Raw genomic sequence first — 18,676 nt, 5'->3', positions numbered from 1 at the left:
CCGTCAACTTGTAAAATATTTGTTACACGCAGACAGCTAAGGCAGGAAAGTGAGTGCTATCAAGGGATTGAAAGGTGGTGGCTTGATTTACAACTGAGGAATAGATGTTATCGAATTGTTACAGACGTACTTTTGCCAGCTAAGGTAATAAATCGAACATTAGACTGATGACGTAAAAAAGCCGCTGTGTCAGCGGCTTGATGAGTTCTAGAACGAAGCTAATTCGAATATAAGATTCGCGTTAATCCCAGTCGAGAATCGACCAATTCGGTTGATCGGCTATTGCTTTTAAACGCGGACACGGATTCACCAGATAGGCAAAATCAGCGTGTTCACACAAAGGTAAGTCATTGATTGAATCCGTATAAAAGTGAATGTCCGAGTAGTTGGTTTCTTGATTGTCTAACCACTCTTTCAAACGCGTTACTTTACCTTCTCGGTAGCTTGGTACGCCTGAGATCTGAGACGTGAAACGGCCTTGGTTTTCGACCAAATCGATACCGAGTGCGTTCTCGATACCAATCTTGCGACCGACCGCTTCTACTAGGAAAGTCACGCTAGCCGAGATGATCAACATGTCGATGTCATCATTCTCTAGCTGCTCAATCAAAGGTTTCGACTGCTTGAACTGTTTAGGCAAAATATAGTGCTCAACACACTCTTCGACCAATGCTGTAACTTGCTCTGTTGGCATATCGGCTAAAGGCTGCATGGAGAATGTTAGGTAATCTTCCATGTTCAGTTTGCCTTCCGAATACAGGCCCATTAAGCGCTTATCTTCTTCAATAAAGTTGGGCGCGGTGGCAATGCCCTTTTCAACCAAGAACGCATTCCAGAGCATCGCTGCATCTGCATTGATCAGCGTTTCGTCCATATCAAATACATACAAAGGTTTGAACATCTTAGGCTCTCACAGGTTGAATTTCGTTAAGGTTAAACAGAAGTTCAAGTTGGCTGCCGTTTGCCAACAGTCGTTCAGAAGAACGGTTAAGCAAGTCGACGGTTAATTCACACTCATCAACGTCCACTTGGTAGCGAATCACGTTACCCAAGAGCTGGTGGTTGCGAATGGTGCCCGTTTTCGGTGCAGAGATATGCTCACCATATTGTCGACCTTGCTCTTTCACGTAGATAGATTCCGGTCGAATCGCCACTTTCCATTCCGTTTCAATGTTGAAAAGTTGCTTGGCTTTGTTCGCTTGCACCAAATTATAGTGCCCCATGAACCCAGCAACGAACTCATTGGCAGGTTGAGTGTAGATCTCTTCGGGTGTGCCGGCTTGCACGATCTCGCCTTTATTCATCAAGAAGATACGGTCAGACATGATCATCGCCTCTTCTTGATCGTGGGTCACGAAGATCGTGGTTAGATTCATCTCTTTTTGGATATCTCGGATCTGTTGGCGCAGATGTTTGCGGATCTTTGCATCCAACGCTGAAAGTGGCTCATCCAACAACAAAATACGCGGCTTGACCACCAAGGCTCTTGCCAAAGCCACACGCTGACGCTGACCGCCCGATAACTGATGCGGGTAGAATTTCTCTTTGCCCGTTAAGTCCACCAGCCCAATCACTTTCGCGACTTCGCGCTTAATCTCGTCAGCAGCAAGCTTTTTCATCTTAAGACCAAACGCAATGTTGCCTTCAACCGTCATGTTCGGGAACAGCGCATAAGATTGAAACACCATGCCGATGCCACGCTCTTGCGGCACTTGATGAGTAATCTCTTCGCCGTTCACCCAAATCTCGCCACCATCGACCGGATTCAGGCCTGCCAAGCTACGTAATAGAGTTGATTTACCGCAGCCACTCGGGCCAAGAAGCGTGATGAATTCACCCTTTTCGATGGAAAATTCAATGTCTTCAAACACCGTATTATCACCAAAGCGCTTGGTGAGGTTTTTCGCATTTACATAACTCATTATTTGGTTCCCTGGCTGAAACGACTTGCCAACCAAGTCAGTAAGAAAATAAACAGGAAGTACGTCATCACAAGGGCTGACGTGAAGTGACCACTGGTTTGACGCATGTTGTATAGGTAAATTTGCAGTGTCTCATAGCGTGTTCCTACCAAAATGTTGGCGAACACGAACTCGCCCAATAGGAACGAGAACGACAAGAACAGTGACGCCATTAAGCCTTTCTTAAGGTTTGGCAGAATAATCAACAAGAATGCCTTGGTGGTGCTTGCACCTAATAGGTGTGCTGCGTCCATCAAGTCATGCAAGTTAATCGCTTCAAAGCTGTTGGCAATCGCGCGATACATGAATGGCAGCGCGATGGTGAAGTAGGTGCCAATCAAAATCCACGGCGTGCCTATCAGTGAGATTTCGCTGTCTGCATACAATTGAAGTAAACCAACCGATGACACCACAGGCGGCACCGCGAACGGCAATAAGATCAGGATATTCATCACCTTATCGAGTTTCGGGAAATAGTAAAACACCACGAAAATCGCAGGCAGAACCAACACCACACTCAATGACAGTGCCGCCACGCAGATAAACAGTGAACGACCAAAGGCTTGCAAGAAGCGAGGATCCGTCAGCAGGTTGATGTACCAATCTAACGTGAAGCCATCCGGCAGGATCGTTGCGCCCCATCGAGAAGAGATCGAGTAGATAAAGGTCGCTAAAATCGGGATCATCATGATGCCGACAATCGAATAGACAACCGTTTTATGAAAGCGAGTATTTACGGTGTTCATTACTTTCTCTTCCCCGCGTAGCTTTTGCTGATCAGCCATTGGTTAATCACGGTGATGAAGGCCAGCATCGCCATCAGAATCACAGAAATTGCCGCGGCTAGGTTTGGTTCTAGGAACAAGTCGCCCGATACCAAGCTCGCGATACGAATCGTAATCACATTGTAGTTGCCCGAGGTTAACGCATACACGCTCGCATACGCGCCAATCGCGTTAGCAATCAAGATGATGAAGGTGCCAAGCAAGGCAGGCGACAACACAGGCAGCGCTATTTTGGTCCAGTACTGCCAAGTTTTCGCGCCAAGCAGTGCCGAGGCTGCTTGCCAGTCGTCACTCAAGGCATCGAACGCAGGATACAGCAACAACACCGCCAATGGGATCTGGAAATAGATGTAAATCGCCAGCAAACCCCACTTGCCGTACAAGTCAAAATCGCCCAGTAAACCGTACTGCTTGAGCAATAGGGTGATCGCACCGTTGGTACCCAAGATGATGATGAATGCGAACGACAGAGGTACGCCGGAGAAGTTGCTGCTCATGTTGGTAAAGGCAATCACCGCATCGCGGATTTTAGAATCAACGCGGCGCAGTGAAGAAACGAGCAGAGTCGCAATCGCCAAGCCAACAATGCTCGACCAAATCGACAACCATAAACTGTTGCCAAAAGCCTGCATCATAAAGGCAGAGTCGAATATTTCAGAATAGTTTTCGAGAGAGAGCTCATCGTCATAGAAGAAGCTGTTGATCAGCACCCAAACCATAGGTGCCAGTTGGAACAGGTAGAAGAACAGCGCGAAAGGCGCAAGCCACAAAGCGGGCTTGAAGCGTTGAAACAAAGATTTGGTTTTGGGTTTAAGCGCAGAGCCATCGCTCTGCGTGATTACAGAACTGCTCATAGGGCCAACAATTCCTGAGTGTAAGATTTATCGTGTTCAAGGTTGAGTAACTGACACACGCTGCCGCAGATATCGGTCTGTTTCACTGAACATTCTTGGTGTGTAAACTTATCGCCAATCACAAAGAAAGGCACTTCACGCTCTTCAGGCAGAATGCCACCATGAGACAAGTCATTGTTCATACCGTGGTCACTGGTGATGATCACCTGATAACCATCGTCTACCCATTTCTCAAGATAGTTTGATAGGTAGATATCCGCGCCACGTGCACTATTGCGGTACTGGCGAGAATCCAACCCATGCTTATGTCCCATATCGTCAATGTTCATTGGGTGAATCAGTAAAAAATCAGGCTGATGAGTCACGCGCAGGTGCTCGGCATCCAAGAACAAGGCTTCATCTGGGTAGTGATCCCAGTGGTAGAAACAGCCATGTTGAATGTTCATGGTCTCATCGTTGGTAAAGCGGTCACGCACAGCATCAAATGGCGCTCGGTTATATAACTCGCTCACCCAATGGTAAGCCGCAGCTGCCGTCACTTTGTTCTGCGACTTCGCCAAGCTAAATACCGACTCGTGATTCGACAAACGCACGATTTGGTTGTTGACGATGCCACTCTCGACAGGGCGAACACCGGTCAGGATGCACTCATACAATGGACGGGACATTGACGGCAGCTCACACTGCACAGGGTAAAGCGTGGCACGCAGCTTGTTTTTTTGCGTGCTCTGCGAAGTGCTCTGTTTATTGTACGAATCGCCCTGTTTTGTCTGCATATCACTTAGTTCTAGAAGACCGTTCAGGTAGCCCATGCAATCACGGGCTACCTGATAGTTCAGTCCATCTAGAACAACAAGGATAACCTTATTGTTCATGGTCTATTCTCTATTGCTTGTTTCTATAAGCCACCTATTGAAGGTGGTGTGTTAAGCGGGGTTATTGCTGGTGAATCAATACGCTTTCTTGCCATTGACGTGGCAGGCGACGTGCTGATTTTTCCCATGCTGAGAAGTCAGTCACTGGGTGAACATTGCTGTATTCATCGTTTGAGATCAGCTTGTCTTGTACTGCTTGAGGTAGCGTAATGTTGCTGCGGATTGGGCGTGCGTAACCTTCCGCTAGGTTGATTTGGCCTTGGTCGCTAAAGATGTATTCACGAGCCAACTTCGCCGCGTTCGGGTTTTGTGCGTATTTGTTAATGATGGTGGTGTAACCAGAAATCACTGATCCATCTTGTGGAATGCTGACGGTAAAGCGCTCACGGTCGATCTTGTCGCGGTAGTTCAGTGCGTTGAAGTCCCACATGATTGCCACTTCCACTTCGCCTTTTTCAAGGTTCGCGATGCTTGGGTCGGTGTAAGACAGGCGACCTTGCTTCGCTAGCTCACCAAAGAATTTAATCGCTGGTTTTAGGTTCGACTCGTCACCACCGTTAGCAAATGCAGCCGCTAGAATTGCGTTGTTTGCTTGCGCGGCTACGCCTACATCACCGACTGTGACTTTGTAGTCGCCTTCTAGTAGGTCGCTCCAAGATGTTGGGGCATCTTCAACAAGGTTATTGTTTGAAATGAACGAGATTGTACCTGTGTAAGCCAGAGCCCAATGACCATCTTTGTCTTTTGCCCAGTCTGGAATGTCATTCCAAGTAGTTGGTTTGTATGGCTGAGTGACGTTTTTCTTTACAGCCACACGTGCGAATGCGAAACCCACATCACCAATATCAGCGGTTGCGTTTTTCTTCTCTGCTTCAAATTTCGAGATCTCTTGCGCCGAGCTCATATCGGTATCCTGATGCTTCAAACCGTAGTTTGCTTTCAGGTCAGTCCATGTGCCTTTCCAGTTTGCCCAACTGTCTGGCATACCCACACTGTAAACTGCACCCTCTTTTTGAGCGGCTTCAATCAGTGACTCAAGATCAGCATCCTTCGCCATCGCTGGCATTGAAAGTGTTGCCGTTATTAGCGTTGCACCTATTAGCTTTGTAGATGAACCCATAAGTTTGGCTGGCGATACAGTTGAACGGCTAAGCAAAGTTTTCATTGTCTCTATCCTTCTGGACTAGGTCAGTAAGTTCGTTTTGTATGCTATAGCCGGAATGTGACGGTTTGCCGCAAGTTATTTGACAGTTCGAGTGCATTTACGTGGCAGTTATATTTCACTCATATGACAATAAGCCATTGTTTACTGTCACATTCCTGTTAACTCCATGGTTTACCTTATTAAGCACACGAACTTATGGACTAGATCAGTAATGAGAACATTGGGCACCGGGCAATCAGGGACACAGTTAGGAAGAATTAAGGCGAGTATTCGAGAGCAGCTTCAATCAGGTATCTTCATTGAAGGGCAAAAACTGCCATCAGAAAGAAACCTTAGCGAACTGTTTTCCACCACACGAATCACGCTCAAAGATGCGTTGGTGTCTCTGGAAACAGAAGGTTTGATATACCGAGAAGAGCGCCGTGGCTGGTATGTGTCACCCGAACGTATCCGCTACAACCCGCTGTCTCGCTCTCACTTTCATCAAATGATTCGCGAACAACATCGTATTGCAGAAACCAAGTTGCTCAGCACCCGCACAGAAATGGCCGCAGGCGATTACGCCAAAGCATTAGAAATAGAACAGATAACCCCGATACACGTGATTGAGCGATTACGCTTTATTGATGGCAGAGCGGTGCTGTTTGTTGAAAACGTCTTAAAAGCGCCGTTGTTTGAGAAGGTGTTGTCAGAAAATCTCACCATGTCGCTGACAGGCATCTACCGAGAAAAATACGGCTACGAGACCAAACGATCGCGCTTTGATGTGATACCCACCTCTGCCCCTGCGCATGTCGCCAAGGCATTGAATTTGGCAGAAGGGCAGCCCGTTCTAAAGATCTGCCGGGTGAACTACAAACAGGACGGTGAACTAATGGATTGCGAGTTGGAATACTGGCGACCCGATTCTGTAGTGATTCATATTGATAGTATTGGTTAGCGTCACGTAACCATTTGCCTAGGCTTAGGAAGAAAAATCGAGCACATACAAAAACTCCGACTGATTCAGTCGGAGTTTTTATTTTCAACGGTTACGTTTAATGAGGCACTAACTAAACAATCTTTTGCTCATCTTCTTCTTTGGTCGAATCGGTTTCTTTAGATAAAAAACTGGCTACGATCTCTCTCAGTTTCCCTTGGTTAACAGGCTTAGGTAAAAACTCATCCATGCCTACATCGAAGCACAAATGCTTGTCTCGCTGTACGACGTTGGCCGTCAGCGCAACGATTGGGATGTGCTTTGAAGACCCTTCTTCGAGCGCTCGGATCTGTTTGGTCGCTTCGAAACCGTCGAGAACCGGCATCTGGCAATCCATAAAAATCATCTCGTATTCGTTGGCCTGGAATTTCTCGACACCAATTTCCCCGTTATCGGCAATATCAACCTCAAACCCAAGCTTCTTGAGCATCATCTTGGCGACTTGTTGGTTCACTCGCGAGTCTTCAACGACCAATACTTTGCCACTAAACGAAGCGGCCACTGGTTTTGGCTCTTCTTTGATTGGAGCTTGTTTGTCTGTTTGTGTGGTTGTGACAGAAGCCGTTGGTGTAGCTTCAACAGAACCCGTTGGTTCGGTTAATGGTACTGGTTCATTGTCTTTGAACGCGACCTCACCTCTATTTGGATAAGTAAAGTTTGAGGTATCCGCTGCTCTCGCGAGAACTTCACTCAACGTCCATTTAAGCTGGTTGTCTTGATAAGGGCGAGCAATGTAGGCAACAAAACCCACTTGTTTAGCGCGCGCTTCATCTTGTTTTCGAGGGTCTGCAGAGATCATCACCAGCTTAGGACACGCTTTGTCAAAACGCTCAATCAAGCTTCTTGCTAACTGGAATCCATCAATAGACGGCATCACTTTATCAATCAGCACCAGATCATAAGGCAATGACTTCGCCACAGACTCCGAAACAAGCTCTAACGCTTGGGTGGCGGTTTCACAACACTCAGACTTAACACCGAAAGATTGAAGCTGTGTTGAGGTAATACGCATATTCAGCTGACTATCATCAACCAGAAGCACCGAGACTTTATTAAAATCGATATTGCTTTCGTCAACGTCCAGGCTCGGGTCAAAGTCAGCGGTAAAGTAAAATGTACTCCCCTTGCCTACGACACTGGTTAGCTCAAGCTTGCTGCCCATTAAGGTCACGATCTTATCGCATATCGTCAGACCAAGCCCGGTGCCTCCGTAAATACGGGTGGTGCTGCCGTCGGCTTGTTGAAACTTATCGAACACCGATTGTTGCTTGTCTTCTGCAATACCGATACCACTGTCAGTCACCTCAAATTTCACTCTGAGCTTTTGTTCTGGCTCTATGACTTCTTCCAAGCGAAGTGAGAGTGTGACATGACCATGCTCGGTAAATTTGATGGCGTTGCCGACTAGGTTATTAAGCACTTGTCTTAGCTGGGTGCCATCGCCAATCACCATAGTTGGGATCTTAGGATCAATCGCCAGTTGGAACCTGAGCCCTTTCTGCTCGGCTTTAACTCTAAACGTCGATTCAACATCGGCAGCAATACCCATCATCTTCATTGGTTCTTGTTGCAGTTCTAAACGACCCGCTTCTATCTTCGAGTAGTCGAGAATGTCGTTAATTAGATCAAGGAGAGTAAGCGAAGAGGTATTGAGCATATCGACATACTCTTTTTGCTCTTTCGGCATATCCATTTCAGAGAGTAGAGACGACAGTCCGATAATCCCATTCATCGGGGTGCGGATCTCGTGGCTCATGTTGGCAAGAAATTCACTTTTGTTGCGGCTGGCAACCTCAGCGACATCTTTGGCTTTTTCCAGTTCTTGGTATTGTTGACGAATACGTTCAACAGACTGGTTATAGCTACTCTCTAGTGTCGAGATCTCGTCTCTATAAGTAGAATCGGTTGGCGTTATGAAGCGTGGTTTGTTGTCTTCGACCTGTTGCTGGTTGATCTGGGAAGACATAGTCATTAAGCGTTTGACCACGAGGCGATAGACGATCGTTAAGCAAACCAGAGACAATAAGAAGATTTTAACGGCTTCGAAGGCGAGCAATAGTAAAACTCGTTCTTCAAAGTCGTTGAGGATCATGCTCAAATCAGATTGCACCGTGAGCGTCGCTAATGGGAAATCTGTCCCCCCCATCTGGTGCACCATTTCCCAAGACTGGGAATAAGACTGACCTGAGGTCTTTTGACCTAATTCTAGAATTTTTTCATCGGGACTTTCGATAAGAAGGTAACTAACCGAGGGTAAGCGGGAGATACCTTCGGCTTGCACAAACAGTTGCTCTCGATCTTCAACCCACAAACTGGACGTTAAACCCGAAAGATAGCCAGCCTTAACCTGTTCGATCTGAGAACTGATAAAAGAAACTCGACTTTGGTACTCCACATACAACCCTAGACCTGTCACTATAACTGTGAATAAGGTGCTGATTGCTATTATAGTCCCGATCAACTGTCGAGAGAGTCCAATATAGCGTTTTCCTTTTGTCACCATACACAAATTACCATTATTGTTATCCTAGCAAACTACAATTACTCAACTAGTATAATAGTAGTCATTCATCAAATAACTAGGGAAGGTTATGAAAAAACATCTTATATTTGCATCCATAGTCAGTTTGTTTTCAAGCAGTTATGCTTTTGCAAGCGAACCTGTTCACTACTACATTATTGCGAGCCAAGCGCAACCTTTTCAGATCGAAACTGACGGGTCATCTCACAGAGGAATGGTTTCGGATATTGTTGAGGCCGTATTTGATGACAGCCAATACGAGATCGATTACCACACCTACCCTTTCAACCGCATGATTGACAAGCTCGACGCGAGAGAGAATCCAAACTGGGTAACCTACGGCAGCCCTAGTTGGGGAAACATCCAATCTGTAAACCTGTCTAAAGATCCAATTTACAATGTAAAACACGTGTTGCTCAGCAGTGGCAAGGAACCATTTGAGTTCAATACTATCGACGATTTAAACGGAAAAGCGGTGGTCTTGTTGGTGGGGTTTGAATATCCAAATCTAGAGCCTTACATCGAACAAGGTAAGCTCAACGAGATTCGAGTTAAAGATTACAGCGCGGCTTTTCGTGTATTAAACCGAACTCCGGGCGATACCGTTTTTGTTGAGATGGAATCGAGAATCAAATACAACCTTAACGAGCAGAAGTTAAGTATTGATGATTACCAGATGCAAGAATTTGGTTCAGTGATCAATAACTACCCTATCCATTTGGCATTTGACCCTGAGATGGATCCTAAGCTGCAAAGCTTCATCAACCAACGTCTCGACCAAATGAAAGACGATGGTCAGCTCGATGACATCGTGCAAGGGTACTTATAGATCCTTTATTTATCTGTAATAGCGCCTAGTTGACGTTGTAGAGCACTTTTCTACTCTCAGTCACCTTAGCTCGACTTGCAACGAAAAGGCCGCTCTGCTTAGTCTAGCTTAATACTAAATTGCAGAGCGGCCTTTAAAGTTTAACGTTTAGGGAAACTATCTTTGAACTTGTACTCGATAGGTTAGTGCGAAGCAATCAAATGCAGTTGTTGATTACGAAGCTGTTGTCGCACCGCCATCAAAATTTCACCTAAGCGGTTCTCACCAGTTCCATCACCACCATCGCCCCAAAAATGGTCTTTATGAGAATGCTCTTTGATCACCGAATCTCCGGTGTTAGTCAGAAACAGCGCAAGCTGGGGGTTCTGTCTGAACTTCTCAGTCACAATGAACTGCATCACTTCAACACGAATGTCATACCAGTCTTCTCGAACTTGGTCTTCATAATCACGACTTAAAGAGAACGCTTCAGCAGGGGTACTGGCTTCCAAAATAGTATTGCGTAACGCTTCAGAAGCAAATTTCATCGCTTGATAATAATGTTCGCTGGTTGCCCAAACTTGATCGTTAACCTTGATGGGACAAGCTGCAAAATTTGACAGGTATCCGTTTGGATCTTCAGGTTCATAAAACAGCACTTCTTTGGCTTTAGCCACAGAATTAGACATAGCCTTCTCCTTACCAACGACATCGCATATTTTTGCTTTAACTTTAAAATTAGTGGCGTTGCATATTGCTGTCAAACAACTTAGTTCAAGAGTATGCCATGAGCATGTTTTTAGTCGGGAACAAGCAATGTAAAGGCAGGACAATGGAGTTAAATGGTGGGAGACAAGGAGCATGGTTTACTTATAAAAAACTCACAGCCCTTTTAAAAAGTCATATAAATCAAAGGGTGGCGGTGCGCCACCCTCTTAAATGCAATAGGGGTCCTTAGTGAATAAGACCGAGTTCCCTCGCTTCTTCCAGACTAAAACCGCTTTCTCTAATTTCTCTTAGAGCTTCAATACGACGACGAGCTTCAGCGGACTTCATTTTCTTTTCTGGTTTGAAAGATACTTCTTCTTCAGCATCCCACTTGTTTGCAATATTTGTCATTTCATCATGGTTGATAGAATTAATGGACATGTTTTCCTCCGAAAAGCACCATGTAATGGACAGGTAATCTGTAGCAAATGCTATTTCACTTGTTAAGACATTCTGTACTGAAATGTGATGATTCCGACGCTTCACAAAGCTAATTAATAAATGCCTCATTTAAACTTTGCCAAAGCCATTTTCTGCAATTACATTTACAAGATTCCCCATAAGAAATGTGGTTTGATCCACCTCTCATTTTCCCCGTTCTCATTTCTTGTTTCTCACTGAAACTTCGTGAAATAACCCAAGATAAATTTCGAGGCACTTCATTCTTTTTGTGCTCATCGCTTTCACTAAATTCACTTCATGTTAATGATAATAGTTATCAATATCATAGCTGAGTATTTATCATGTCTAGGGAAAATTCAGAGACACCTCTTCTCGAAGTGAAGAATCTATGTGTCGATTACATCACCGATGACGGTGATTTTAATGCCGTAAAATCCGTAAGCTTTAGCATTGGCCAAGGCGAAATTTTTGGTTTGGCTGGCGAATCAAGGTGCGGAAAAAGTACCATCGCGTTTGCCATTAACCGTTTACACAAGCCGCCTGCTTTCATCTCTGGAGGGAAGATACTGTTCGACGGGCAAGATCTGCTCGGTTTATCTGACGACCACTTGAACACCTTGCGTTGGAGCGAAATCGCCATGGTGTTCCAAAGTGCGATGAACTCACTCAATCCTGTACTGACCATTGAAGAGCAGTTCGCTGATGTGCTGCGTCACCATAAAGGCATGAGTAATGAACAGGCCAAAGATCGCGCCGAGAAACTGCTCGACCTTGTAAATATTCCACGCCATCGCCTAACAGAGTACCCGCATCAGTTCAGTGGCGGCATGCGTCAGCGTTTGGTGATTGCCATTGCTCTCGCCCTTAACCCGAAGCTGATCATCATGGACGAGCCGACAACGGCGCTTGATGTGGTTGTACAACGCGAAATTCTGCAGCAAATACACCAACTCAGAGAAGAGTTTGGGGTTTCGATACTGTTCATCACCCACGACCTCGCACTAATGAGCCAGCTATGTGACCGCATTGCCATCATGCGCCACGGCCAGATCGTTGAAATCAACCAAGCCTATGAGATTCGTAACAACCCTCAGCACTCCTATACCCAAAAGCTATGGAGTTCTTTCCCAAACATTCACGAACATGCGCACGCGACTACGTGCTAGGAGAGCTCAATGTCACAACCTATTTTTCAAGTGAAAAACCTCGTTAAAGAGTTCACCGTTGGCGGCGGATTTGGCAAAGAAGCGATCTTTAGAGCACTACATGGGGTGAGTTTTGATTTGCATGCCGGTAAAACATTGGCGCTGGTTGGAGAGTCAGGCTGCGGGAAAAGCACCTGCGCCCGATTGATGACCAAGGTTTACCCACCGACAGAGGGAGAGATACTGTTCAATGGCAGAGACATCTCTACCCTAAAAAGCCGCAAAGATATCTTGGATTACCGCAGCCGTGTACAAATGATATTTCAAGACCCATTTGGCTCACTTAATCCAACTCACACCATTGAGCACCACTTAACGCGCCCGCTTAAAATCCATAAGCAAGTTGCCACGAAACAGGCTCTCACAGAGCGTCTCAAAGAGTTATTAACGCTGGTGGAGTTACCCATTGAAACTCTCGCCAAATACCCTCATGAGCTCAGTGGTGGCCAAAGACAACGGGTTAATTTAGCAAGAGCACTTGCCGTCGGTGCTGAGGTTATCCTTGCTGATGAACCCACCTCGATGTTGGACGTTTCGATCCGACTTGGCGTGTTGAACTTGATGCAAAAAATGAAGAAAGAGTTGGGGATTGGCTTTTTGTACATAACTCACGATCTTGCTACGGCACATTACATCGCAGAAGAGACGGCGGTAATGTACAAAGGGCAGATCGTCGAATGGGGATCAACACAGTCGATCTTAACCAATCCACAACATCCGTACACTAAACTGTTGATCTCTGCCGTTCCCGATCCCGATCTGCCATTTGGCGAACTCGTCAAAAATGAGCCAAACTATTCAATAAACGCAGATCGAATTCGAGAGCAGAGCTGTGAAATACAGCATGAAATCAAGCAAGTTGCTGATAATCACTTTGTAAAACAGTGGGATAACGTTGCATGAATGAACTAGACACTTGGTTAGAGCGGATCGGAGATTGGTACAAAGACCGAAAGCATGATCAAGTGGACCGGTTAGAGCCTTTGATCTTAACGCCTCCAGACGCACTCTGGGGGCCAATGATCACGGATGTACAGAGCAAAGGCATCGCATGTTGGCTAGATGGATGCCTGAGAATCTTTACGTTTTATCGACATAAAAACGGAACGCTGACGACATCGACAAAGTTTGCAACACCAAGCGTATCATCGCTCTCAAACGAGGCTCGTAGTTCGCACAATCAAGAAAAGGCCTATCAATACCTGATGTTTGCCTATAGCAAGCTGCAGGCCGTGTCATGCGACCCAAAATCAGAGCCTGACTTGCAAGAGTGGTGTACGCAGCGGCTCCAGCATTTATGTGTACTGGCTTTAGAATTTACTAACCAACAACAAGAACCGCGCTGGAAGGAAGAATCAGAAAAACTGATCGAATCGCATGTGCGTTTTATGGCAAGCCAACACCAGAACGATGATCAAGGTGTAGCTCTACGTCAACGCCACTGATCCACTCCACGGTTTAACCCTGATCGATCAAACACCAAAGCAGAATTCCTTCACAAATAGGATCCGTAAAAAGCACGATCTAACCTTGATCATGCTTCAGGACCAACAGTCACGAATAATACGTAAGCTATTGAATTTTAATAATTATGCGAATTTCAGGCAAAAAAAAGCGAGTCCCTTAGGAACTCGCAAAAATCTATTCAGTATGATGTAACAAAATATGAGCCAATCTATTAATCATAAGAAAGGACAAAGGTTGTCTATTCGGGATAAATAATAATCAACTGGATGCGTTACATTGTCAGAACTTTGTCAGCGTTAGGTGCGGTTTTAATCAGCACCTAATGTGTTCAAACTATCCATTCATCGACCGTAAATAGTGGCTTCTTGCTACTGGGTATTTCTACTGCAAAAATCAGGTCGAAAGATCAACACGCCCTCGTGATTAATGGCCAATCGCCATTTCATCGAGCGCTAGAAACACATTCTCGTCCAAATGGCCTTCGTGAACTTGTTTACACACTTTACGACGTACAGCCAAACCAGAAATCAAACGTTCAATGGACAGGTGTCGATTGCTGGTGCTGTCACGGTCGTTGTACAGCTCAATTAAGCGACTCAGTGTTTCGTATGGGATAACATCCTCCCCTACTCTCAACCAATCAAGCTTCTCAATGAGCTCTGAGCACTCTTCTTTGATTGAGGCATGTGAATGCCCGGTCATAGCAGATAAAGCCGTTATACTGCGTTCTAGAGCCTCTGTGGAGGTATATTTAGAGAGAGTAATCATGATCTCATCAGCGTTGATCTCAACAGAATGTTTACGCTGCTTAACTCGACGTCCCAATTTGCCTCTTGGCGACGGAGCTTTACGTTGAATTGGCTCAAACTCACCATCGATAATCTCAGACAGCTCTTCCAGCTTCTGCTTAGACACCATCTCATTACGCAGCGGGTTCGGTAGCGTTGGGGCCATATTACGCTTACCAGCGTTGGTGGTACGCGCTCTTGAATAACGCAACACCTCTTCAACATTACATTTGATATCAACCTGATAATCGGTGGTTTTGCCTTTTTCGATCAACGCCGTGATCGTCAAGTGATAACCCCAAAGATTCACTAGGAAAGTATCTTCTTGATCCCCTACTTCACCCAATTTTCTTAGTTCGCGGATCAAATCCATCGAGAAGCGACGCCAATCGATATTACGAGCCAACTTCTGGTTCAGCTCGCTCAGCAACATACAATCTGAGTGGCGACGTGCCATACGGCTTCTAAAGTACGAATACATTTGGAAGACCAAGGTATGTTGTTTCAGGATTTCTGGCGGAAATAGGAAGAAATAATCACGCGTCAGGAGCTCTTCGTAGAACGAAGGTTCCCAGACAAGGATATACAGGTTCGGTTTAATGCGAATTTCGCCATCAGAGCCCTCTGTAGGCGCTTCTTCCGATGCCGTAATGGTTCTAGCTAAGAATCGGAAACGATCACTCTTGAAGCCTTCTGGCATGTTCTCGCTAAGCCAACGGCCCGTGAGCTCGTGCAGTTGGAAATCGGTAAATTCGATACGGTCAATACTGTCACGGATCGAATCGCGTGCAGGACCGCTGTCTTTCTTGCCACGCAAAGACAAAATATCCGTGATGTAGAGTGGTGTTTTGTTCGGTGTGTGTTTCGCGTCGAGATGATAATCATCTTGGTGGTGATCATGATATTGGACAGTAAGCGTGAATAACGCGAACAGCGTCATCAGATCGTCAACCGTCATGATGTTTTTAGAAGATCGTGTCTCGATCACCGCTCGAGTGCCAGAGATCGAAACCATAGATTTCTGGTAGCTCTTACGGGTTCTAGGTGGCGCCAACGCTTGATCAATAATCCCCGCCCAATTGGTTGGAGAAACAATGAATTGATCCGCTTCGTCTTTCATCGTCGGTGGCGTATTCAGTCCGTGTTCATTCAGTAAGCGCTTGTTTACTTTGGTTTGAGCTAGCGCTTTAGAACGCTTCTGCTTTTCATTTTGCTTGACGCTTTCTGTCACTAAACTGGTAGCACCCAGAACCGATATCAATTGGTTTGGGTTCACAAAGCGATGCAACATGGTTTTACCCGCAAGGCCTTCTTCAAAACGAACTGGGATTTGTTTGAACAGACCAATACTTACAGCGGCTCTCAGCCTTTGTTGCAAGGCGGCGCGAGTCACTTGACCATCAGTTGATTCAATGATCTCGGTGGTGGAGACGTATCCATCTTTACTGCTAAACCCACGTAGTGAAATTAGGTTAAGAAGCTCAACGATGCTTTTGGTGACCCCTTTGAAGTGTTGATATTGTTCTATCCATTCAACGGCTGTTTCAGATACCTCAAATAAATGACCATCTTTGTGGCTTCGTGCCTTAATTAACAATTTCTCTTCTGGTTTCATTTTTGATCCGTATCACACTAACCGTAATTTCACTATAGTTCCTGAATGATAAAGAAAGAATGATCATAAATAAAGAGAATTTATTGGCTTTTAAATAACTGATCTTTTTGATTAATATGATCTTAAATGATTAAGTGATCTAATGATCTGGCTTTGAATTTGCTTTTAAGTATATGAATTATAAGTGTTAAAAAAAATCCAATTGGAAAGCATGATCATAAAGAGCCCGAAACGATGATCATTAAATTAAAGAAAGCATGATCACAGAACTTCAGAACGATGATCATTAAGTCATTGTAAGCATGATCATTATCGGTTCGAAAGCATGATCATTATGCTTATACAGCTTATCCACAGTCCGTAATTGATCAAGTTGTATTAAGCGGCTTCTAAGTCACCTATGTGGATATTTTTGACAGCCAATTCATCGGAACAATGATCAAGTAATGGGGCTTTTATATCGTTCCTCCCCTTTTATGTTTAAAAATTCGTCGAGATTGGTCACACCGTCAGTGGTTGGGCACTTTTAGCTCGCAACACAATAAATCAGGAAGCATGATCATGAAATTGTCATGTTTCTGCATTTCCATTCTGTGTCGATTGAATTTCTAACCAATCAGGCCTTATAGAGCTTGAATCCCCATTGCAAAAGCATTTGTCCGTAAGTTAGCTCTAAATCTATATGCTTCCGGAACGATATTTACTTGATCATTTTTCCGGAGGTTGATCATTCCGAACGGGCATTCATACGGATCAATATTGATGAGTTTACACCTTGATCATGCTTCATAATATGGACTTATCAATTTTCTTACGAGTTATGTATCCCATGATCATTCTTCCGGTTGAGGCTCAATTCTCTTCTGTTTAGTGACATCTCGCCATCGCTTTGTTTCCTATTAACCAAGCGATTTTTTAGGTTTTACTCTTTGTTGGTTGAAAATCTATCAATTTCGAATGCAAATCACACCAACCGTAATCTATGCTTGTGTTTCAATCGTTCCGAAGATTTTTCTCTGAAATTCTATTTACATTGTAAATAAGTGATGCTGTAACATTTTAAATGTAAGGAAGAAATAGAACGGTTATACATGACAAAAAAGGTCATTTTTGTGTTCGTATTAGCCGTTGTTTCATTAAACTGTAAAAATACAGTCTATTTTGTGTGATTTTCCTCATAAATGTACGTTCATGTTTTTGTTGTGTTTGTTGTTAATCGCTGTACAATTTGTTCTAGGTTAATCATTACGGAAACTGGCAATGAAAAGAGAACAAACGATTGATAAGCTCTATCAGCTAGCCGAACAAACTCAACAAGTTCAGGCTGACCGAATTGAGATTATTCTGGAAGAGCGAAGTGATGAACATTTCCCTCCAATGTCTAAAGCTATGATGGAGACGCGTTCAGGCTTAACTCGTCGAAAATTGGATGAGGCTATCAACAAGCTTGAAGCGGATGGTCATCAGTTTACAAAGAACAACGCCAATCATTACTCGATTTCATTGACTGAAGCTCACATGCTGATGGACGCAGCTGAAGTGCCGAAGTTCCACCAACGTAAGCAGCATGTAGACAATAAGCCATGGGTTATTAACGTACAGAACCAAAAGGGCGGTACGGGTAAATCAATGACAGCGGTTCACCTAGCGGCTTGTCTGTCTTTGAACTTAGATAAGCGCTACCGTATCTGCTTGATTGACTTGGATCCACAAGGTTCTTTGCGTCTGTTCTTAAACCCACAAATTAGTGGTGCAGAGCACGACAGTATCTATTCTGCTGTTGATATCATGTTGGACAACGTGCCAGAAGGCCAAGATGTTGATCTTGAATTCTTGCGTAAGAACGTACTTTTACCAACACAGTATCCGAATCTAAAGACGATCTCGGCGTTCCCAGAAGACGCGATGTTTAACGCTGAAGCGTGGCAAAGCCTATCTCAAGATCAGTCACTTGATATTGTTCGTCTTTTAAAAGAGAAGCTTATCGACAAAATTGCTGATGATTTTGATGTGATTATGATTGATACCGGCCCGCACGTAGACCCTCTAGTGTGGAACGCAATGTACGCATCGAACGCTCTTCTGATTCCATGTGCTGCCAAGCGTTTGGATTGGGCTTCGACGGTTAACTTCTTCCAGCACTTACCGACCGTGTACGAGATGTTCCCGGACGACTGGAAAGGGCTCGAATTTGTTCGTCTAATGCCAACCATGTTTGAAGACGACAACAAGAAGCAGGTATCAGTATTAACTGAGATGAACTACCTATTGAATGACCAAGTAATGATGGCCACTATTCCAAGAAGCCGCGCTTTTGAAACCTGTGCAGATACTTACAGCACGGTTTTCGATCTAACGGTGAGCGACTTTGAGGGTGGTAAGAAAACTCTGGCTGTCGCTCAAGACGCAGTACAAAAAAGTGCTCTAGAATTAGAGCGTGTATTACATAGCAACTGGCCTTCACTTAATCAGGGATAACAAGA

At 44.8% G+C, this 18,676-nt stretch carries 16 protein-coding genes; 6 read left to right on the top strand and 10 right to left on the bottom strand.

The window, feature by feature from the left end; all coding sequences use genetic code 11:
• Window positions 1-241 precede the first annotated feature (241 nt).
• The 6 genes from L3V33_RS06165 to L3V33_RS06140 form a co-directional block, all read right to left on the bottom strand.
• The gene (locus tag L3V33_RS06165) at window positions 242-901 is read right to left on the bottom strand and encodes an HAD family hydrolase (RefSeq protein WP_171327621.1); all 660 of its coding nucleotides are present in this window, start codon (window positions 899-901) and stop codon (window positions 242-244) included.
• A 1-nt stretch (window position 902) separates the two neighbouring features.
• Window positions 903-1,922, bottom strand: a complete 1,020-nt coding sequence (locus tag L3V33_RS06160; RefSeq protein WP_122081402.1) for an ABC transporter ATP-binding protein — start codon at window positions 1,920-1,922, stop codon at window positions 903-905.
• Window positions 1,922-2,707, bottom strand: a complete 786-nt coding sequence (locus L3V33_RS06155; RefSeq protein ID WP_004732591.1) for an ABC transporter permease — start codon at window positions 2,705-2,707, stop codon at window positions 1,922-1,924. The genes L3V33_RS06160 and L3V33_RS06155 overlap by 1 nt, the downstream gene beginning before the upstream one ends.
• Complete coding sequence (locus L3V33_RS06150; RefSeq protein WP_237289979.1) at window positions 2,707-3,600, bottom strand: ABC transporter permease subunit; 894 nt, start codon at window positions 3,598-3,600, stop codon at window positions 2,707-2,709. The genes L3V33_RS06155 and L3V33_RS06150 overlap by 1 nt, the downstream gene beginning before the upstream one ends.
• Window positions 3,597-4,475, bottom strand: coding sequence for an alkaline phosphatase family protein (locus L3V33_RS06145; RefSeq protein ID WP_237289978.1), 879 nt, complete (start codon window positions 4,473-4,475; stop codon window positions 3,597-3,599). Before L3V33_RS06145 ends, L3V33_RS06150 begins: the two co-directional genes overlap by 4 nt.
• Window positions 4,476-4,536: 61 nt before the next feature.
• Window positions 4,537-5,640, bottom strand: a complete 1,104-nt coding sequence (locus tag L3V33_RS06140) for an ABC transporter substrate-binding protein (RefSeq protein ID WP_237289977.1) — start codon at window positions 5,638-5,640, stop codon at window positions 4,537-4,539.
• A 211-nt stretch (window positions 5,641-5,851) separates the two neighbouring features.
• Between L3V33_RS06140 and L3V33_RS06135 the strand changes: the two genes are divergently transcribed.
• A complete protein-coding gene (locus L3V33_RS06135) occupies window positions 5,852-6,580 on the top strand; it encodes a UTRA domain-containing protein (protein ID WP_102572349.1) in 729 nt (242 codons plus the stop codon).
• Between the two features lie 112 nt (window positions 6,581-6,692).
• On the opposite strand, the gene L3V33_RS06130 is transcribed toward L3V33_RS06135, so the two are convergent.
• Complete coding sequence (locus L3V33_RS06130) at window positions 6,693-9,122, bottom strand: response regulator (RefSeq protein WP_237289976.1); 2,430 nt, start codon at window positions 9,120-9,122, stop codon at window positions 6,693-6,695.
• 88 nt (window positions 9,123-9,210) lie between these two features.
• Between L3V33_RS06130 and L3V33_RS06125 the strand changes: the two genes are divergently transcribed.
• The gene (locus L3V33_RS06125) at window positions 9,211-9,969 is read left to right on the top strand and encodes a transporter substrate-binding domain-containing protein (protein ID WP_237289975.1); all 759 of its coding nucleotides are present in this window, start codon (window positions 9,211-9,213) and stop codon (window positions 9,967-9,969) included.
• A 182-nt stretch (window positions 9,970-10,151) separates the two neighbouring features.
• On the opposite strand, the gene L3V33_RS06120 is transcribed toward L3V33_RS06125, so the two are convergent.
• Window positions 10,152-10,712 (bottom strand): NADAR family protein, encoded by a 561-nt coding sequence (locus L3V33_RS06120; protein ID WP_054546041.1) that lies wholly within the window; start codon window positions 10,710-10,712, stop codon window positions 10,152-10,154.
• A gap of 190 nt (window positions 10,713-10,902) precedes the next feature.
• Complete coding sequence (locus L3V33_RS06115) at window positions 10,903-11,097, bottom strand: hypothetical protein (RefSeq protein ID WP_004732575.1); 195 nt, start codon at window positions 11,095-11,097, stop codon at window positions 10,903-10,905.
• A 362-nt stretch (window positions 11,098-11,459) separates the two neighbouring features.
• On the opposite strand from L3V33_RS06115, the gene L3V33_RS06110 reads away from it, so the two are divergent.
• From L3V33_RS06110 to L3V33_RS06100, 3 genes are read left to right on the top strand one after another with little or no spacing between them, the layout of a single operon-like run.
• Entirely contained in the window at window positions 11,460-12,284 is an 825-nt protein-coding gene (locus L3V33_RS06110) for an ABC transporter ATP-binding protein (protein ID WP_237289974.1), read from the top strand.
• 9 nt (window positions 12,285-12,293) lie between these two features.
• Window positions 12,294-13,226 (top strand): ATP-binding cassette domain-containing protein, encoded by a 933-nt coding sequence (locus L3V33_RS06105; RefSeq protein WP_065680955.1) that lies wholly within the window; start codon window positions 12,294-12,296, stop codon window positions 13,224-13,226.
• Entirely contained in the window at window positions 13,223-13,768 is a 546-nt protein-coding gene (locus L3V33_RS06100; protein ID WP_114634437.1) for a transcriptional regulator, read from the top strand. The genes L3V33_RS06105 and L3V33_RS06100 overlap by 4 nt, the downstream gene beginning before the upstream one ends.
• Before the next feature lie 445 nt (window positions 13,769-14,213).
• On the opposite strand, the gene L3V33_RS06095 is transcribed toward L3V33_RS06100, so the two are convergent.
• Complete coding sequence (locus L3V33_RS06095; protein WP_004732568.1) at window positions 14,214-16,193, bottom strand: replication initiator protein RctB domain-containing protein; 1,980 nt, start codon at window positions 16,191-16,193, stop codon at window positions 14,214-14,216.
• A 1,260-nt stretch (window positions 16,194-17,453) separates the two neighbouring features.
• Between L3V33_RS06095 and L3V33_RS06090 the strand changes: the two genes are divergently transcribed.
• On the top strand, window positions 17,454-18,671 hold the full coding sequence (locus L3V33_RS06090; protein WP_004732566.1) for a ParA family protein: 1,218 nt from the start codon (window positions 17,454-17,456) through the stop codon (window positions 18,669-18,671).
• Window positions 18,672-18,676: the final 5 nt, after the last annotated feature.

It is taken from the genome of Vibrio sp. A2-1, assembly GCF_021728355.1.
Lineage (GTDB): Bacteria > Pseudomonadota > Gammaproteobacteria > Enterobacterales > Vibrionaceae > Vibrio > Vibrio splendidus_K.
The sequence above is the reverse complement of the archived record's forward strand: the minus strand, read 5'-3'. Positions and strand labels throughout refer to the sequence as shown.